This window comes from Nocardia sp. NPDC056611, assembly GCF_042792755.1.
In the GTDB taxonomy this organism is placed as follows: Bacteria; Actinomycetota; Actinomycetes; order Mycobacteriales; family Mycobacteriaceae; genus Nocardia.
In genome coordinates this window covers 57,869-75,337 of the sequence record NZ_JBHTVV010000007.1, presented here as the reverse complement: position 1 = coordinate 75,337, position 17,469 = coordinate 57,869, and the positions used below count along the sequence as shown (strand labels likewise).

General features: G+C 68.5%; 14 protein-coding genes and 4 tRNA genes. 9 read left to right on the top strand and 9 right to left on the bottom strand.

Annotation, left to right across the window (positions count from 1 at the left end):
- Positions 1–5: 5 nt before the first annotated feature.
- Together pstB and ACFRAQ_RS30710 are read left to right on the top strand one after the other, a co-directional pair.
- A complete protein-coding gene (gene pstB, locus ACFRAQ_RS30715; RefSeq protein ID WP_357282645.1) occupies positions 6–782 on the top strand; it encodes a phosphate ABC transporter ATP-binding protein PstB in 777 nt (258 codons plus the stop codon).
- Between the two features lie 143 nt (positions 783–925).
- Positions 926–2,542, top strand: a complete 1,617-nt coding sequence (locus ACFRAQ_RS30710; RefSeq protein ID WP_379105839.1) for an MFS transporter — start codon at positions 926–928, stop codon at positions 2,540–2,542.
- Here the strand turns inward: ACFRAQ_RS30710 and phoU are convergent.
- The 4 genes from phoU to ACFRAQ_RS30690 form a co-directional block, all read right to left on the bottom strand.
- Positions 2,539–3,210, bottom strand: a complete 672-nt coding sequence (gene phoU / locus ACFRAQ_RS30705; RefSeq protein WP_379105837.1) for a phosphate signaling complex protein PhoU — start codon at positions 3,208–3,210, stop codon at positions 2,539–2,541. The two genes, ACFRAQ_RS30710 and phoU, sit on opposite strands and share 4 nt — an antisense overlap.
- 110 nt (positions 3,211–3,320) lie before the next feature.
- The gene (locus ACFRAQ_RS30700) at positions 3,321–5,483 is read right to left on the bottom strand and encodes an LCP family protein (protein ID WP_379105833.1); all 2,163 of its coding nucleotides are present in this window, start codon (positions 5,481–5,483) and stop codon (positions 3,321–3,323) included.
- A gap of 245 nt (positions 5,484–5,728) precedes the next feature.
- A complete protein-coding gene (gene dusB, locus ACFRAQ_RS30695; protein ID WP_379106247.1) occupies positions 5,729–6,844 on the bottom strand; it encodes a tRNA dihydrouridine synthase DusB in 1,116 nt (371 codons plus the stop codon).
- A gap of 128 nt (positions 6,845–6,972) precedes the next feature.
- A complete protein-coding gene (locus ACFRAQ_RS30690) occupies positions 6,973–7,416 on the bottom strand; it encodes an SgcJ/EcaC family oxidoreductase (protein WP_379105831.1) in 444 nt (147 codons plus the stop codon).
- A gap of 94 nt (positions 7,417–7,510) precedes the next feature.
- Here ACFRAQ_RS30690 and ACFRAQ_RS30685 point away from each other — a divergent pair, with 94 nt between their 5' ends.
- On the top strand, positions 7,511–7,951 hold the full coding sequence (locus ACFRAQ_RS30685; protein WP_357089559.1) for a MarR family transcriptional regulator: 441 nt from the start codon (positions 7,511–7,513) through the stop codon (positions 7,949–7,951).
- Positions 7,952–8,015: 64 nt separating this feature from the next.
- Here ACFRAQ_RS30685 and ACFRAQ_RS30680 read toward each other — a convergent pair whose 3' ends face one another.
- The 3 genes from ACFRAQ_RS30680 to ACFRAQ_RS30670 all read right to left on the bottom strand — a co-directional run bounded on the left by ACFRAQ_RS30680 (position 8,016) and on the right by ACFRAQ_RS30670 (position 10,017).
- Positions 8,016–8,999 carry an acyl-ACP desaturase gene (locus ACFRAQ_RS30680; protein WP_357282633.1) on the bottom strand — a complete coding sequence of 328 codons (984 nt, stop codon included), beginning with the start codon at positions 8,997–8,999 and terminating at the stop codon, positions 8,016–8,018.
- A gap of 214 nt (positions 9,000–9,213) precedes the next feature.
- Positions 9,214–9,810 (bottom strand): DUF937 domain-containing protein, encoded by a 597-nt coding sequence (locus ACFRAQ_RS30675; protein WP_379105828.1) that lies wholly within the window; start codon positions 9,808–9,810, stop codon positions 9,214–9,216.
- Positions 9,811–9,944: 134 nt separating this feature from the next.
- Positions 9,945–10,017: transfer RNA gene (locus ACFRAQ_RS30670), tRNA-Lys, on the bottom strand.
- 1,096 nt (positions 10,018–11,113) lie between these two features.
- Between ACFRAQ_RS30670 and ACFRAQ_RS30665 the strand changes: the two genes are divergently transcribed.
- The 6 genes from ACFRAQ_RS30665 (at position 11,114) to ACFRAQ_RS30640 (ending at position 13,385) form a co-directional block, all read left to right on the top strand.
- Positions 11,114–11,779, top strand: a complete 666-nt coding sequence (locus tag ACFRAQ_RS30665; RefSeq protein WP_379105826.1) for a TetR family transcriptional regulator — start codon at positions 11,114–11,116, stop codon at positions 11,777–11,779.
- Positions 11,780–11,871: 92 nt separating this feature from the next.
- Positions 11,872–11,944 (top strand) — tRNA-Glu (locus tag ACFRAQ_RS30660).
- Positions 11,945–11,980: 36 nt separating this feature from the next.
- Positions 11,981–12,054: transfer RNA gene (locus tag ACFRAQ_RS30655), tRNA-Asp, on the top strand.
- A gap of 61 nt (positions 12,055–12,115) precedes the next feature.
- Positions 12,116–12,189, top strand: a tRNA-Phe gene (locus tag ACFRAQ_RS30650).
- 198 nt (positions 12,190–12,387) lie between these two features.
- The gene (locus ACFRAQ_RS30645; protein WP_379105824.1) at positions 12,388–12,558 is read left to right on the top strand and encodes a hypothetical protein; all 171 of its coding nucleotides are present in this window, start codon (positions 12,388–12,390) and stop codon (positions 12,556–12,558) included.
- Positions 12,559–12,683: 125 nt separating this feature from the next.
- Positions 12,684–13,385 carry a polyprenol monophosphomannose synthase gene (locus ACFRAQ_RS30640; protein WP_379106245.1) on the top strand — a complete coding sequence of 234 codons (702 nt, stop codon included), beginning with the start codon at positions 12,684–12,686 and terminating at the stop codon, positions 13,383–13,385.
- 15 nt (positions 13,386–13,400) lie between these two features.
- Here the strand turns inward: ACFRAQ_RS30640 and ACFRAQ_RS30635 are convergent, their stop codons facing one another.
- Both ACFRAQ_RS30635 and ACFRAQ_RS30630 read right to left on the bottom strand, forming a co-directional pair.
- A complete protein-coding gene (locus ACFRAQ_RS30635; protein ID WP_379105822.1) occupies positions 13,401–14,930 on the bottom strand; it encodes an HAD-IB family hydrolase in 1,530 nt (509 codons plus the stop codon).
- On the bottom strand, positions 14,927–17,296 hold the full coding sequence (locus tag ACFRAQ_RS30630) for a glycerol-3-phosphate 1-O-acyltransferase (protein ID WP_379105820.1): 2,370 nt from the start codon (positions 17,294–17,296) through the stop codon (positions 14,927–14,929). Before ACFRAQ_RS30630 ends, ACFRAQ_RS30635 begins: the two co-directional genes overlap by 4 nt.
- Positions 17,297–17,469: the final 173 nt, after the last annotated feature.

Sequence of the window (17,469 nt, the reverse complement as noted above, 5' to 3'; positions counted from 1 at the left end):
GACTGATGGCCAAGCGAATTGACGTCAAAGACCTCAATATCTACTACGGCAAGTTCCACGCGGTCGCCAATGTCGGGCTGACGGTGCTGCCGCGCAGCGTGACCGCGTTCATCGGTCCGTCCGGTTGTGGCAAGTCGACCGTGCTGCGCGCGCTCAATCGCATGCACGAGGTGACCCCGGAGGCCCGCGTCGAGGGCGCGGTGCTGCTCGACGGCGAGGACATCTACGGCGCCACCGTCGACCCGGTCGGCGTGCGCCGCACCATCGGCATGGTGTTCCAGCGGCCGAACCCGTTCCCCACCATGTCGATTCGCGACAATGTGGTGGCCGGTCTGAAGCTGCAGGGCGTGCGCAACAAGGGCCGGCTGGACGAGGTGGCCGAGCAGTCGCTGCGCGGCGCCAACCTCTGGAACGAGGTCAAGGACCGCCTGGACAAGCCGGGCGGCGGCCTCTCCGGTGGTCAGCAGCAGCGTCTGTGCATCGCCCGCGCCATCGCGGTGTCGCCGGACGTGCTGCTCATGGACGAGCCGTGTTCGGCCCTGGACCCCATCTCCACGCTCGCGATCGAGGATCTGATCACCGAGCTGAAGAAGGAGTACACCATCGTCATCGTCACCCACAACATGCAGCAGGCCGCGCGTGTGAGTGACCAGACCGCCTTCTTCAACCTGGAGGCGCAGGGCAAGCCGGGCAAGCTCATCGAGATCGACGAGACCGAGAAGATCTTCTCGAACCCGTCGCAGAAGCAGACCGAGGACTACATCTCGGGTCGCTTCGGATAGTCACAGACCTTCCGGCGTCTGACGGCCCCTGCCCTTGCGGCAGGGGTCGTTTTCTATGCCCGGGGTGGTTGTGTGCAACCGTCAGTAACAGTTAGTCTGACGCTCGTTGGTAAACCGATTGGTTTAGTACAAGGAGGTGTCGGATGACCGTCTCAACGGCGAGCCCGAAATCCGGACGGGCCGCGGCGGAACTGCCGCAACGAGCGAAGATCGCGGCGCTGGTCGCCATCTGTCTCGCGGAACTGCTCGTGGTCCTGGACAACACGCTGGTCAATGTGGCCCTGCCGTCCATGGCCGTCCAGCTGAAGGCCGACATGAGCGGCCTGCAATGGATCGTGGACGCGTTCACCCTGGCCTTCTCCGGCCTGCTGCTCGCCATGGGACACCTCGGCGACCGCTACGGGCGACGGCTGTTCATGATCATCGGACTGGGCGGCGTCGCGGTGATGTCCGCGGCGGGCGCGCTGTCCTCCGGACTCGGCCAGGTCATCGCGGCCCGCGCCGGCATGGGCGTGTTCGCGGCCGTGGTCTTCCCGGCCACGCTGGCCCTGCTCACCAATATCTTCACCAAGTCCCGCGAACGCGCCGCCGCCATCGCGCTGTGGACGGCCATGGCCGGGATCGCCGTCGCCATCGGGCCGACCGTGGGCGGCTGGCTGCTCGAGTACTTCTCCTGGCACTCGGTGTTCTGGATCAATGTCCCGGTGGCGCTGCTGGCCATCGGCGCGGTCCTGGCCACCGTGCCGGAATCCCGCGCACCGCACGTGGATCGGCTCGACCGGGTCGGCATCCTGCTCTCCCTGGCCGGGGTGACCGCGCTGGTGTGGTCCATCATCGAGGCCCCCAAACACGGCTGGTTCGCCACCGAAAGCCTTGCGGGCTACCTGCTCTCGGCCGCGCTGCTGGCCGCGTTCGTGGCCTGGGAACTACGCGTGCCCGCACCCGTGCTGAACATGCGCCTGTTCCGCAACCGCCGCTTCGCGCTGCCGTCGCTGGCCATCACCGTGTCCTACTTCTCGGCGTTCGGATTCCTGTTCCTGATCACCCAGTACTTCCAGGGCGTGAAGGAGCTGTCGCCGCTCGAATTCGGCATCCACTCACTGCCTTTCGCGGTGGCGGTCGGCTTCGGCGCGCCCATCGCGACCCTGCTGGCGCAGCGGCTGGGCACCACGGCCATGGTGGTGTCGGGGCTGCTGATCCTGGCGGTGGCCATGTACATCGCGGGCCGGACCACCGTCGACACCCCGTATCTGGGGCCGGTGGTGGTGTCCATGATCCTGATGGGCCTGGGATTCGCGGTGGTGCAGGGTCCGGCGACCGAATCCATCATGGGCGCGGTGCCCGTGGAGGAGGCCGGCGCGGGCTCGGCGGTCAACGACACCACGCGGGAGGTGGGCGGAGCGCTCGGTGTGGCCCTGCTGGGGTCGATCATGACCTCGGTGTACGCGGACAGGATCGGCGGCCGGATCGCGGCGATTCCCGCGCAGATCATGAATCCGCAGCAGAAGGAGCTGGCGAGCAATACGCCGATCAGCGTCCTGGAGATCGTGAAGGCCCCGGTGAATCCGCTTGTCGCACCGGCGAAAGCGGATCTGATTCACGCCATGAAGGTCGCGGCCATGCAGGGTGCCGAGGCCGCGTCATACGTCGCGGTCGGCACCCTGGTCGTGTGCGCGGTCATCGTGGCCGCGACCTTGCCCTGGCGTCCCGAACGGGGTCGTTCGGTCCTGATGGGCTGGCGTGAGTCCGACGAGGACTAGATCGATTCCTTCTCGGAATCCGGGTCCGGGGGCAGCACGCCGGTGACGAGGAAGACGACGCGGCGGCCGATCTCCACGGCGTGGTCTGCGAAGCGCTCGTAGTAGCGACCCAGCAGCGCCACGTCCACGGCCGACGCGACGCCGAACTGCCAGTCGCGGTCCATGATCAGCGTGAACAGGTGCTTGCGCAGGTCGTCCATCGCCTCGTCGTCGTCGGTGAGCTTGGCGGCCCGCTCGGGATCGCGGGTCTCCAGCACCTCCTTGGCGGTGGCGCCCATCTTGACCGCGACGCGGCCCATCTCGGCGAAGTAGCTGTTCACGGCCTCCGGCACGGCGTGGGCCGGGAAGCGGCGCCGGGTCATCTTGGCGACGTGCAGGGACAGCACGCCCATCCGGTTCACGTCGGAGACGATCTGGATGGCGCTGACGACCTGCCGCAAATCGCCGGCGACCGGGGCCTGCAGCGCGAGCAGCGCGAAGGCCTTCTCCTCGGCCAGGGTGATCATCTCGGCGATCCGGTCGTACTCGCTGATCACCTGCTCCGCGAGCTCGAGATCGGCGGTGAGCAGGGACTGGGTGGCCCGCTCCATCGCCGATCCGGCGAGCCCGGCCATGCCGCCGAGCAGATCGGCGAGCTCGGCCATTTGTTCGTTGTAGATGACACGCATGAGTCAAGACATTAGTGCGCGTCTTTGACCAAGTCACCAACGGTGGGTTAATCGTAGGTTCCGGTCGGTTCCGGCAACGTCGCCGCAGCTCCGACCGGTCCGGTGGCAGCCTACTTGCAGAGGTCGTCGGCGGCGTTCACATGCTCGAGGTCGGACGGCAGTGTGACCGGAGCCGCACTGGGGCCGCCCGCGTCGCTCGGCGTGTCGGGCAGCGTCTGCCCGAAGGTGGTCGGGGTCTTCACGGTGCCCGAGAAATCGGACCCCACCACGACCTCGACGATACTGCCCAGCCCGCTCGCCGGTTCCAGGATCGCGCCCGGAATCGCGCTGGCCACGGTTCCGGCGTCGGCCTCGTGGCCGCTGGAGTAGCGGACCTTGGTCTTGGCGGAGACGCCGTCGGCGTAGTTGCCGGTGCTGTAGATCTGGAAGCCCTGCGCGGCCAGCTTGGTCGCGGTGGTGCCCGCGATGCCGCCCTGGCCGGAACCGTTGGACACCTGCACCGAGACCGTCTGCGGATCCACCGCGGCCGGTTTGGGTTTGGCGACGGGCACGCCGGCGGGGGCCGCCGGGGGCTCGGACTTCTTCTCGCCGGGCAGCGGCTGGTCGTCGATGACCGCGCGGAAGATGGCCTTGATGTCGGATTCGCGCGGGATCTCGTTGCCGTACGAGGTGGTGCCCGCGGTCGGGACGGTCAGGAAGGTGATGCTCCCGGCCTGCATCTTCTGCATGGAACGGCCCAGCGTGAGCAGGTCCTTGGTGGTGACGCTGTCCATGAAGGAGTGCTTGGCGAAGGCGTTGATGAATCCGTCGAGCTTGGTCGGGTCGAACAGCACCTTGCTGGACAGCGCGCTGCGCAGCAGGGACGACAGGAATCGCTGCTGCCGGTTGATCCGGTCGTAGTCGCTGCGCTCCTCGCCGTACACGTGGCGAGCGCGCACGTAGTCCAGGGCGGTGGAACCGTTGACCGTCTGCTTGCCCGGAGTGGTGAGGACGGTACCGAGGACCTCGTCCACCAGTGGTTTGGTGGTGCACACCTCGACACCGCCGACCACGTCGACCATGGACTCGAACCCGGCGAAGTCGATGCCGACGAAGTGGTTGATCTTCAGGCCCGACATCTTGGTGATCACCTTGGTCAGGCACTTCGGCCCGCCCAGCGCGTAGGTGGCATTGAGCTTGTCGCCGTCCGCGGCCGGGAACTTCTGGCTGGAGTACGCGGCCTTCTCGTTGTCCCAGCCCTCGCAGATCGGACGGGAGACGTCCAGGTCGCGGGGGAAGGACACCGCGACCACACGGGACCGGTTGGCCGGGATGTTGACCAGCATGACGGTGTCCGAGCGCGCGCCCTCGGCGTCGTCCACACTGCCCGCGCCGAGAGTGCTGTTGGTGCCCGCCCGGGTGTCGGTGCCGACGATCAGGAAGTTCTCGTCGCCGTTCTGCCCGTCGGCGTCGACGACGTCCGTGCTGTTCGGATCGAGCGCGACGACCTGCTGGAAGTTGCCGTCCTTGGCGCGCAGGTAACTCCAGCCGCCCGCCGTCACCAGCAGCGCGAGCACCGCGAACATCGCGGTGGCGCCGCGGGCCACCAGGCCGGCGCGCCGGCTGCGGCGCCGTTGGGTGCTCGACACCCGTCTGGCCGGTGCGGCACCCACGGAGGCGGGCAGCGCGGTGGTCGGATAGTCGGCGGGCGAGGCGACCCGGCGGCCCAGCAGGGCGCGGGCGCGCGCGGCCGTGGTCGGGGCGGCGGGGATGGCCTCGGTGACCGGGGGTAGTTCGTCGGTGACCAGATCGGCGGTCGGGTCGGCACGGCGCACGGTCCTGCCGCTGCCGGCGCCCGGCGCGGCCGCTACCCGGCGGAGGTGGCTGTCGTCGCGCACGGTGCGCTGCGAGCCCGTGCCGGGCTGGTTTCCGGCGGGCGGGGGCTGGGTGCCCGGTGCGGGCGGGGGAACGACGGGCCGGGCGCCGGTGGCGGGTGCGCCGTTCGGCGAGGGCACGGGCGCCGGTGCGGCCGGTTCTCGTTCGGCCGTGCCGTTGGTGGCCGCCGGTGCGTTCGGCTTGGCCGCGTCGGTGCGGGGGCGCCGGCGCGTCTGGCGCTCGCTGTCCACCCGTTCGACCAGGTCCTGCACGGAGATGGGGGCGGCGGCGGAGTCGGCGTCGTCGGTGTGCCGGGAGCGGCGGCCCGCGCGCGACGGATCGTCCCCGTCCGCGGAGTAGCGCTCCCAGGGGGCGCGACCTCCGGGCCGTGGCGTACGCCCGTACCGATCGTCACCCACCAACGAACCTCACTTTGCTCTTGATGCCGAGGGCCATGATAACGATTTCGCCACGGTGAACCACTCGAACATGTGTCCACCCAGGTAGATCCGTTTTTTCTGCTTTGTCGGGATGCTTCGACTGCTGGGACGAACGTTCCGCAAAGTGTGCCAGGGCCTCGGCCCTGCGCCCGGGAGCTGGGCCGGACATTGACCGGATCGTGCCGGATGGCCGGCGGCGACAGACGGCTGGACCGGGGCGGTCGCTAGCCGCCGGAATGCATGACGTCGGCGGCGGTCGGGACGGTCGCGTCCTCCGGATCGTCGAGCCAGCCGTCGGGCAGCGCGACCTTCGTCTGCGGGGAGCCCTGCCGCCCGCGCGGTCCGAGCGCGTCCTCCGGGAACGGCACGTCCGGATCCAGCTGCCCGACCAGATCCTCGATCTGAGCCAGGCTGGTCACGGTGGCGAACTGCCGCCGCAGCGCGGAGCCGACCGGGAAGCCCATCAGGTACCAGGCCATGTGCTTGCGGATGTCGCGCATGGCCTTGTCCTCGCCGTCGTGTTCGACGAGCAGGGCGGCGTGCCGGTGAAGGATCTCGCCGACCTTGCCGAGCGTGGGTCCTGCGGGAATGGGCTCGCCGCGCAGGGCCGCGCCGAGTTCGCCGAACAGCCACGGCCGGCCCAGGCAGCCGCGGCCCACCACGACGCCGTCGCAGCCGGTCTCGGCCATCATGCGCAGCGCGTCGTCGGCGCTGAAGATGTCGCCGTTGCCGAGCACCGGGATGGTGGTGACGGTCTCCTTGAGCCGCGCGATGGCCGACCAGTCGGCCTGCCCGGAGTAGAGCTGGGCGGCGGTGCGGGCGTGCAGCGAAACCATCGCCGCGCCTTCCTCTTCGGCGATCCGGCCGGTGTCGAGGTAGGTGGTGTGGTCGTCGTCGATGCCGATGCGGAATTTGAAGGTGACCGGCACGTCGCCTGCTGCCGCGACCATTTCACGCACGATCTCGCGGAACAGCCGCCGCTTGTAGGGCAGGGCGGAGCCGCCGCCGAGGCGGGTGACCTTGCGGACCGGGCAGCCCAGGTTCATGTCGATGTGGTCGGCCCAGCCCTCGCCGACGATGATCCGCACGGCCTCGCCGAGGGTCTTGGGGTCGACGCCGTAGAGCTGCATGGAGCGCGGCGATTCGTCGGGGCCGAAGGCCATCATGTTGAGGGTCTTCTCGTTGCGCTCGACGACCGCGCGGGCGGTGATCATCTCGCACACGTACAGCGATGTGGCGCTGCCGAATTCACGGCACAGGGTGCGGAAGGCGACATTGGTGATGCCCGCCATCGGGGCCAGCACGACCGGCGGATCGAGCGGGTAGGGCCCGATCCGCAGCTCGGTCTTGGGGGCCCCGACCTGGTCGGTCTCGAGGGCGTGGAGCGAGGCAGTCACGCCTCCCAGTCTCTCATCCGCGCGGTGGCGGCCAGAGCCGCCCGTCCGCTCGAGTGCCCCCGGTCACAGCGTCAGCGGGCGGCGGGCCGGGTGCCGGGCTGGAACGTGAAGCCGATGGCCTCCATGACCGGCTTGCGCTGAGTCTTCTGGATGGCGGCGATCCGCCACTCGCCGTCGGTGTCGCGCACGACGGTGTAGGTGACGAGCTTGCCGAGCTTCTTGGGCTGCTTCTTGCCCACGTCCCCGGCCGACACGACGACGACGGTATCGGCGCCGTAGCGGCGGATGTCGAGGGTCTCGCCCCACATCCGGGTGCCCTTCAGGAACGAGTCGAACAGCGCCTGATGGGCCCGGCCGATCTCCGCGCCGCCGTGGTACACGGTCCCCGCGAAGGTGACGTCGGTGGCGTCGGCGGTGAAGCAGTCGCCGTAGGCGGCGCCGTCGCCGGCGTTCCAGGCCGCGGCGACACGGTCGAGCAGGGTGCGGATGGCGTCGAAATCGGTGCTGCCGTTCATGGTTCAATCCCCTTCAGGTTTTTGCTGCTCCTGGAAAGTATCTTCTCACAAGAAGTATCTTCCTTCAAGAAGAGAATTGAATTGGAGGCGTCCCATGCTGTCGGACCCCGCACGGGCCAGTGCGATCTATCGCCGCTACCTCAGCGCCCTGGTGCTGCACGCCCAGGCCGGGGCGCGGGCCGTCGGACTCGGCGCGACCGATCTGTACGCCCTCAACATCCTCGACCTGAACGGCGCCATGACCCCGGGTGAACTGGCCGCCCGCACCGGACTCACCACCGGGCCCACCACCCGCCTCATCGACCGCCTGGAGCAGGCGGGTCATGTGCGCCGGGTCCCCGATGCCGCCGATCGCCGCAAGGTCCTCATCGAACCGATCCCCAACCCCGGCGACCTCGAGCGGGTGCTCGCCCCCGCGCGCCGCAAGGTCGGCGAGATCCTGCTCGGCTACACCCCCGAGCAGCAGGAAGTGCTGTTCGACTACTTCGAGCGCGCCGGCCTGGCGTTCCAGGAGGCGGTCGACGAGATCGACTGACCCGGAGACGACGACGGCCCCCCGGGATCGGAATCCCGAGGGGCCGTGCCGAATTCGAGCCGGGTCAGGCGTTGGCCGCGGCCAGGTCCCGGTCGCGCTTGGCGGCCTCGCGGGCCAGCATCTTGTCGCGCTGCTCCTCGAACTTCACGACGTCCTTGCCGAGCCGCTCGAGGAAGAGGCCCAGACGCTCGCGGGTCTCCTCGCCGCGCGCGGTGAAGTCGGTGCGCTCGAAGATCTGCCACTTCTTGAGCACCGGGTTCACCACCTCTTCGAGGTGCTGGCGCAGGTCGTAGATGCCGTGCTTGGCCATCAGCACGCCGTTGCGGCGGAAGTTGGGCATGCCGGCGCCGGGCATCTGGAAGTTCTCCAGGATCATGGTGATCGCCTCGAGGGCCTGGTCCGGGCAGAGATCCAGGGCCGCGCCGCACATGTTGCGGTAGAAGATCATGTGCAGGTTCTCGTCGGCGGCGATGCGCTGCAGCATGCGGTCGGCGATGGGGTCGTCGCAGACGCGGCCGGTGTTGCGGTGCGAGACGCGGGTGGCGAGTTCCTGGAAGGTCACGTACGCCACCGAGTGCAGGAAGCCGGCGCTGCCGGTCTGCTCGAGCTGCTCGGTGGGGGAGGCGAACCCGTTGGTCATGTGGATCATGCGGGCCTGCTCGAGGGCGACCGGGTCGACGCCGCGGGTGACGACCAGGTAGTCGCGCATCACGATGCCGTGGCGGTTCTCCTCGGCGGTCCAGCGGCCCACCCAGGTGCCCCAGGCGCCGTCCTGGGAGAAGTTCTCGGCGATCTCACGGTGGTAGGAGGGCAGGTTGTCCTCGGTGAGCAGGTTGGTGATCATGGCCGCCTTGGCCAGTTCACTCAGCTTCGACTGCGACGGATCCCAGTCCTCGCCGCCCATGGCCGCGAAGTTGCGGCCCTCGTCCCACGGCACGTAGTCGTGCGGGTGCCATTCCTTGGCCAGGGAGAGGTGGCGATTGACGTTCTCCTCGGCAACCGGCTCCAACTCCGTCAGTAGCTCGAGTTGAGTCAGATCCTTTGCCATACATATGCCCTTCGTGTCGTGCCTCGTGCTGTCGTACCCTCGCCGGCCTGCCGCCGCGGCCCATACCTTACGTGACCGTAGGGTGATGTGAAACTCATCTGTGCGCCATTGCGAGCTTGGTGAGGGATGTCATAAGAAGCGCGGCCCGCAGCGTTAGGGGGTCTATCGCTGTGGGCCGCGCTTCGTTAGCCGTGCATCAGCAATGGATGCGAGATCACTTCTTCCCGAGCAGGCCGCCCAGGACGCTGCCGAGGACGCCACCCGCGTTCTGGCCCATGGCCTTGCCGAGGATATCGCCCAGACCGCCCGCGCCGCCCTGACCGCTGGTGGCCCCGCCGAGCAGGCCGCCGAGGATGTCGCCGAGACCGCCGCCGCCGGTCGCGCCGGGCTGAGCGGCCGCGCCGCCCCCGCCGAGCATCTTCTTGCCGAGGTACGCCAGCACGATCGGCGCGAGCATCGGGAGCAGCTTGCTCATCAGGTCGCCGCTGATATTGCTGCCGCCGACATTGCCGAGAGCGCTGATCACCGTGTTCTTCTCGGCGCCGAAGGTCTGGTCGACGATCTGGCTACCCGTGGAGGTGTCCACCTGGCTCATGTCGACACCGCCGTCGAGCAGACCCAGCGGCTGGTTGGCGACCTCGTTCTCGAGATTCAGGCCGACCTCGGGGTTGCCGGCCTGTGCCTGGAATCCGCCGAGCAGGACGGGCACGGCCGCGTCGACCGCGGTCTTGGCGGTGGCCTCGTCGACGCCGAGCTGTTCGGCGATCTGGGCGATTGGAACTTGAGAGAGCAGGTCATCGAAGGAAGTCATGAACTCCGCCTGTGGTGATGGATTCCCGGGAAAAGCCCTACCGGGGTCACGCTAGGTGAAACCCGGACAGATTGCTACAGATTCGCGGATGTGGCGGGGGCCCGGAACGGCTGTTCCGGGCCCTCGCGTGACTGTGCCCCCACCAGGGCTCGAACCTGGGACCTGCGGATTAAAAGTCCGTAGCTCTACCAACTGAGCTATAGGGGCGTGCGGGACGTCAGTTTAATGGGCCGGGCCCACAAGTGTTAAACGAGTATCCGATTGTGCTCTGGCGGACGGTATTTGCGCAGGTCATGGTGGTGGCGTCGAGCGCGCGGCGGGCCGGGGAGGGGCGCTCCGGCGGCGCGATCGGCGTGACGGGCCGTGCCGACGGTGTGACCGGCCGTGCCGATCGCGGGGGCTCGGCGAGCCGTGGCGGCGCGTTGGGGGGACGATGTGGCGCTGTGAGGGTGCGGACCGGTCGGTGCGTCACCGCGACGGGGCAGAGCCGGGGTGCCACGGGGGTCGGCGCGGAGTGTGGGCGGGGTGAGGTGACGGTGTGGTCCCGTCGTGCCCGGATCCGTCCGGGCGGCCGTTCGCGCGCCCGCGGACGCGTGTCGAGCTCGGCCCCGGATGGCCCCGGCAATCGCCTTGCCACTCAGTTTGTTTCGTGGCCCTCGAGTGTGAATATCATCCAATGGTGATGCGTGGCAAGCTTTTTGGGGTGGGGGGAAGCGGCCGGTCCGGTCCGAGCCGGGCGCGGGGTGGCGGCTCGGCGGTACCGCGAGCCGGGTGGCGTCGGCGCGCGTTCCCAAGATCGCCGGGGCGAACTTCGGTGAGATATGGGCGAATTCGTCGTTTCGGGCCAATCGTCCATACGATTGCTGCGGAATTGCGGTTTTCGTTAGGAGGTGTGCTGGCTAACTGACTTTCCGGTACATGTCACGCTGGGTGAACTTTCCGGGTACGGTGACCGACTGGTGAATTCCCGAGGAGCTGGGATTGCCCCGGCGGCACGGGATTCGGCTTATCGTTGATATGCCCGAACGTGTCGCGACCGGTCCGGCCGATCGCGGCTCCAACAGATGAAGCTGCGGGGAGGCGGACCAGGACGACGTGAACGCCCGGGCGTGCACCCCGCGCGGTGCGCCGGGTGGGAAAACCTATACCAGTTGGTGTGTTTCAAGTTTTTCGCGCTTTTCCGTACCAAGAGTTTGGTAATTCCGGGCATAGCCCGTTTTGAAGTATTTGAAAAACACGTAACTTCGCGTCGAGGCCGTACCGCGGTCGGCGACGGTTAGCTAGCTTCGGAGGCGTTTCGAGCATGGCACGGCAGCAAGAGCGGGCCCGCCGGACACGCGCGGCGATCATCAGGTCCGCCGCCGTTGAGTTCGGGAAGAGCGGCTATGCCGCTGCATCGCTCAACCGCATATTGGAAGGTTCCCGGGCGACCAAGGGGGCCATGTACTTTCACTTCGACTCCAAGGAGGACTTGGCGCGCGCGGTGCTGGAAGCGGCGGTCGACCGCTACCGGGCATCGACCGAAAGGTGGCTCACCCGAACCGATCTCGGCCCACTCGACGTGCTGCACGGCATGATCGACGAGATCGCGTTGCGGCTGGAGAACGACATCATCATCCAGGCCGAGTTCCGGCTCATCATCGAGCCGGAGTTCTATCGCGACATCCAGGCCGGCGGCGGCCGCATCCTCGGGCGCGCCATCCGGCAGCTCGCGGTCCGGGCCGCGGAGCACAAACAGCTGCGGTCGGATTCGGATCCGGACCGGTTCACCCGCACCCTGGCGGCGGCCCTGGCGGGCCAGCGCTACATCGCCGATGTGCTCACCGGCCCGGCCGATCTGCGGGCCCGGTTCGCCGAGGCGCTCGAGGTGATCGTCGACGCCACCGCGACACCGGAGTGGGCCGAGGAGTTCCGCCGCGTGGGATGGCGGGTGTCCGCCCGGCTCGAAGATCTCAACTTGGGACTCTGACCAGCTGATTTGGGAATCACGCGGAGCCTGTCATAAGCTATCTCCGCTCCCAACGGAAGCCGTTGAGCAAACGGTCCGGAGAAATCCGGCGGGCCCCCTTCGTCTAGCGGCCTAGGACGCCGCCCTTTCAAGGCGGTAGCGCGGGTTCGAATCCCGTAGGGGGTACAACGATGGTGACATCGTTGTCGGAGCAAGTAGCAAGGCCCTGTGGCGCAGTTGGTTAGCGCGCCGCCCTGTCACGGCGGAGGTCGCGGGTTCGAGTCCCGTCAGGGTCGCAAGATCTTTTTGCGACAGCAAGAAGCGCACGAAACTTGGCATTCGAATCGGGTGCCTTTCGGCCAGGTAGCTCAGTTGGTACGAGCGTCCGCCTGAAAAGCGGAAGGTCGCCGGTTCAATCCCGGCTCTGGCCACTCGATCACAGGGAGCCCCTGCTCGCGGACAACGCGAGCAGGGGCTCTCTTCGTCTCTCCTGTGGGAACCGAGCCCCCACACCCCAGCCGGAGGGCTCCGCCCCCGGACCCCCGCTCCCGTCGCGGTTCGATCCGAATCGTTCTGCCGTTGCGTGTTTTGTCGTATGCGTGTCCGATCTTGGTGGAATGCTGGGTTGCATGGCTGAGGACAACCAGTGGTATTACTGCATCTCCCATCACAAGGCGGAGCAGGGAAAGACCTGCTGGGTCGGGGACCGGATGGGGCCGTATCCGGATCAGGCGACAGCCGAGCGGGCGTTGGATATTGTGCGAGAACGAAACCGGCGTGCCGACCAAGAGGACGACTGACGCTCGGGTGACGGGGGTGACCGCGCCTACACGGTGCGCTCACGAGGCACTCAGGCGGACCAGGTACGGTTTCTGAGCCAGAAGACGACCGATCGGGAGGGCGTACCTTGAAGGTCACCGTGGTGGTGCCGACCTACAACGAGCGGGAGAACCTGCCCGTTGCGGTGGAGCGGCTGACCGCACTGCCGGTGGAGGACCTGCATGTGCTGGTGGTGGACGACAATTCACCGGACGGCACCGGCGAGGTCGCGGACAAGCTGGCCGCCGATCTGCCGAACGTGGTGAGCGTGCTGCACCGGACGGAGAAGGACGGCCTGGGCCGCGCCTACATCGCCGGCATCACCAAGGCGCTCGACGAGGGCGCGGACGTGGTGATCCAGATGGACGCCGACCTGTCGCACCCGGCCGAGGTCATTCCCGCCATGCTCGACAAGCTGAAGACCACCGACGCCGGCGTGGTGCTCGGATCCCGGTACGTCCCCGGCGGTTCCACGGCCGAGGAGTGGAAGTGGTACCGCAAGGCGCTCTCCGCCTGGGCCAACTTCTACGTCAACATGATCCTGCGCCTGGGCGTGAAGGACGCCACCGCCGGGTTCAAGGCGTGGAAGGCGGACACGCTGCGCGCCATCGACGTGGCCTCGATCAAGTCGAACGGTTACTCGTTCCAGGTCGAGATGAACTACCGCACCGTCAAGAAGGGCATCTCCATCGCCGAGGTGCCGATCCGCTTCGAGGAGCGCACCCTGGGCGCCTCGAAGATGAGCCTCAAGGTGCAGCTGGAGTCCGCGGCCATGCCGTGGAAGCTGCTGTTCGGGCGGGCCGTCTAGAACTGTCCGGTCCCGCTAGGAGTCACCGGTATCGCCAGGCCAGTGGAGCAGGGTGTCGACGAACAATTGTCGGACCTGCTCCACTTCCGTATCCAGGCGCGCCGGGTCCCAGCCGCTGACATCGATCGGCGGTAGGACGGCCACGTCCACGACGCCCTTGCGGACGATCGCGGAGTTGCGCCACGCGATCTCCCCGGCATTGCGGATCACCACCGGGATGATCGGCACGCCCGCCTGCATGGCGATATGGAACGCGCCCTTCTTGAACGCTCCCACGCGCGGCGTCAGGGAGCGGGTGCCCTCGGGGGCGATCACCACCGACAGTCCGCCCCGCAAGGTCTCGACGACCGGTTCCAGCGCGGCCTTCGCGGCGGCGGAGTTCGCGCGGTCGATGAAGGTGACCTCCACGAACCGCATGAGGGGCCCGAAGACCGGGTTCTTGGTGATCTCGCGTTTGGCGATGCCGGTGAATCCGGTGCCCAGCACCTCGGCCAGCACCACGATGTCGAACTGGCTCTGGTGGTTGAAGACGAACACCGCCGGTCGGGGCGCGCGGGCGTGTTCCGCGCCGGTCACCCGCACCGTGACCCGGGTGCCGCGCAGGGTCGAGTCGGCGGCGTGGGTCATCATCGAATCCGCCATCTGGCGGCGCTGTTTCGTGTGTGCCTTGGCGGCCACGCCGAACAGCGCTCCGCCGAGTAGACCGGTGAATCCGGCCAGGGTGCGGGCGTAGTCGGTGGCCTTGGGGGCCTGCCGGGGCCGGAAATGCAGGACCGGCCACTCCTTTTCGGCCGCCTCGAGTACGACGCGGGGGTCCGGGTTGACGGCCACCGGGTGCCCGGCGGTCTGGAGCAGCGGCAGGTCGGCGGCGCTGTCGGCGTAGGCCCAGCTCCGGGTGAGGTCGATGTCGTGGGCGATGGCGAAACGGCGGACGGCGTCGGCCTTGCCGTTGCGCCACAGCGTCTTTCCCTCCACGTGCCCGGTGAGCACGCCGTCCTGCACGGCCATGGCGGTGGACAGCACGTGCGGGATGCCGAGTTCGGCGGCGACGGGTTCCACCTGGTAGCGGCTGATCGAGCTGATCAGGACGAGGGTGTGGCCGGCGGCCTCGTGCTCGCGGACCAGCCGCCAGGCCTCGGGGTAGATGTGCCCGTACACGTTGCGCGCGAACACCTGCCGTCCGAGGTCGACCAGGTCGGCTTCGGGCACTCCGGCCCAGTCGTACATGGCCGATTGCAGGAAGCGTTCGTATTCGCCTTCGCTGCGGGCGCCGCGGATGCTGCCGAGCAGGCTGGCGGTGAGCGCACCGCGGGCGCTGCCGCGGCGCAGCAGGCGGCGGGCGAGCGGGGGCGGGTTGAAGCCGTGCACGACGGTGCCGCCGAAGTCGAAGATGGCGGCGACCCGCGGGCCCTGCGGTCCGGTGCGCACGGCCTCGAGGGCGGTGGCGAGATCCTGTGCGCCGATGGGCCGCTGGGTGACGCCGACGCCGGGTCGCAGGGTCGGGTTGGTGCGTCCCGCCGCGCGGCCCCGGACCCGGTGGGTCACAGCGCTTCCATCCGGTTGGACGGGTCCAGGGTGGCCGCCCGGGTGATGCGCTGCCCGATGGCGCGCAGTTCGGCGGCGAAGGCGCTGCGCCGGGCGGCCAGGTCGGCCGGATCGCCGGCGGGGGTCAGCAAGCCGTGGTTGTCGGCGAGTTTGACGGCGCTGCCGAACAATTCCGAGGACACCGATTCGGGGCTGTGCAGGCGTTGTTGCAGCAGCATCTGTTTGCCGACCTGGAGGCATTCGTCGATGAGGGCCTTGCGGTCGACGGGGTCGACCGGGTCGCGGGCGGCGAGCCGTTCGGCCACCACCAGTTGCGCGTCGAAGAAGGAACGCAGCACGCGGTGGGCCATCATGAAGCCGGAATCGGCGAGCCGGGCCAGGATCTCGGAGCCGAGGGTGCCCGCGGCGGTCCGGTGATGCCATTCGGGGTCCACGCGCAGCATCTCGGCGGTGAGCTGGGTGGTGAATTCGGCGCGTTCGGGGAAGAAGAACTCGAACTTGAGCAGGTCGCGCAGGCGGTAGGCGGCGTCCCACCCGGCGCGCAGCTGCTCGCCGTCGGGGGCTTCGACGCCGGTGAGGACGGCGAGTTCGAGGATGGCGCGGTTCACGAACCAGTGCACGGCGCTGTTGCGGTAGAACGCGGCCTCGAGGTGCGCGCCCGCGTTGATGGCGTACACCGGTTCCAGTCCGGCCCGGTACACGGTGACGACGGTGGCGACGGCCAGCTGTTCGAGGACCACGGCGAGCCCGTGATCGTCGCGCAGCGTGTCGAGTTCGCCGGTCGGCAGGCCGCGGCTCTTGATGTAGCCGAGCACGGGCGCGATGGCGTTGCGGAGTTCGGGCCGGGTCAGCGCGCGTTCGTGGACGCCGAGCAGCACCAGGGTGGTGAGCGCGTTGACGGTGATCGGGGTGACCTCGTTGATGCCGACGGCGACCTCGAAGGCCAGCCGCTGCACGGCCAGCTGCTCGCGTTCGACGGCTTGTTCGGTGCCCGGATCCTGGTGTCCGGTCAGCGGATCCCCGTTGGCGGCCAGGCGGTCGCGGGCCGAGAGCGGGGTGCCGAAGCGTACGTACACGTGCCCGGCGGAGTGCTGCTGGTTGCGGACGTAGCGGGCCAGCCAGGCGAGGCCCTCGGGTTGTTTACGGCCGCCGGTCTGTTCGTCGGCGATGGCCCCGATCTCGTTGAGCCGTTCGTAGGTGATGGAGACCGGCACCAGCATGACGTCGTCGATGCGTTTCGAACGCAGCGCCGCCGCAAGGTAGTTCAGCAGCCCGTAGCGCGGCGGCCGGAGTTTGCCGGTGCGGGTGCGCCCGCCCTCGAAGTACCACTCCAGGTTGAAGCGTTTGGTGAGCAGGTAGGCGAAGTACTCCTCGACGACGGCCTTGTAGACCTCGTCGTCGCCGAAACTGCGGCGGATGAAGACGGTTCCGGTGCGCCGGGCGATCGGCCCGATCGGCCAGAACTTGAGGTTGGCGCCGCCGACCACGTGGTTGGGCGGGAAGTCGTTGCGCGCCAGGATGTCCCCGAGCACGAAGGCGTCCACGTAGGAGCGGTGCGAGGGCAGGAAGACCAGCGGATAGCGGCGGTTGAGCGAGCGCAACCGGTCGAGTCCGGTCTCGTCGGCGTCGACGTTCCAGGTGGAGGCGTGGACGGGCCGCATGGCCTGGGTGAACAGGTCGGAGACGAGGCGGCTCTGGGCGGCGACGAGTTCGCGCAGGCCCCGCTCGGCGCGCCGGTAGACCTCGCGTGGGGGGAGTCCGGATTCGAGGGCGATGGCGTCGAGCCGGCGCAGGAATTCGGGGGAGTCCAGGATCTCCTCGACCACCAGTCGCGGCACCTTGTACCGGTCGCCGATGACGGCGCGCTCGGCGCGTTCCAGCGCGACGATGCCCGCGCGCACGATGGCCCGCCCGAAAGCGTCGGGCACGATGGCGGATCCGGGGTTGTTGGCGCGCAGCTCGCTGAGCCGGGCGGGCTGCCCGGTGAGGATCAGGTGCCGGTCGGGGGCCTTGCCGATGAGCCGCCGCTGCATGAGCCGGTGCGGTTTGCGCGGGTTGGACAGGCTCAGCAGGTCGCTGAAGGTGGTGCGGCGCACGCCGTCTCGTTCGGGCGGCAGCCACAGCACGCGGACCGGTACCACCAGCGGGTCGTCGGCGCGTCCGACGAGGCGGTCGGTGACGGCGGCGGGGTCGAGGTCGATCTGGGTGACGGGGGCGGAGGTGCCGAACTCCTGGGTGATGCCGCCTTCGGCGAGCCAGCCCCCGATGAGTTCGCGTTCCACCCGGGAGGCGGCGTCGACCAGGGCGACCACGGATTGCGGGGCGGTGAGCGCGGCTTCGGGGAGCCGGCTGTCGTGATCGAGCATCTTCGTTCCCTCCGCATGAGCCGCTGCGATCCATTGAAGCCCAAACCGGGGCGGTGGGACGGGAGGTCGGGCAATTCACCGGTCCGACCCGGGGTTTCGCCGTGTTGCGCGGCGGTGGTGACGGACGTCGCGATGCGGGCCTCCCCACGAAGGGAAAGGTAATGCTAACCTCA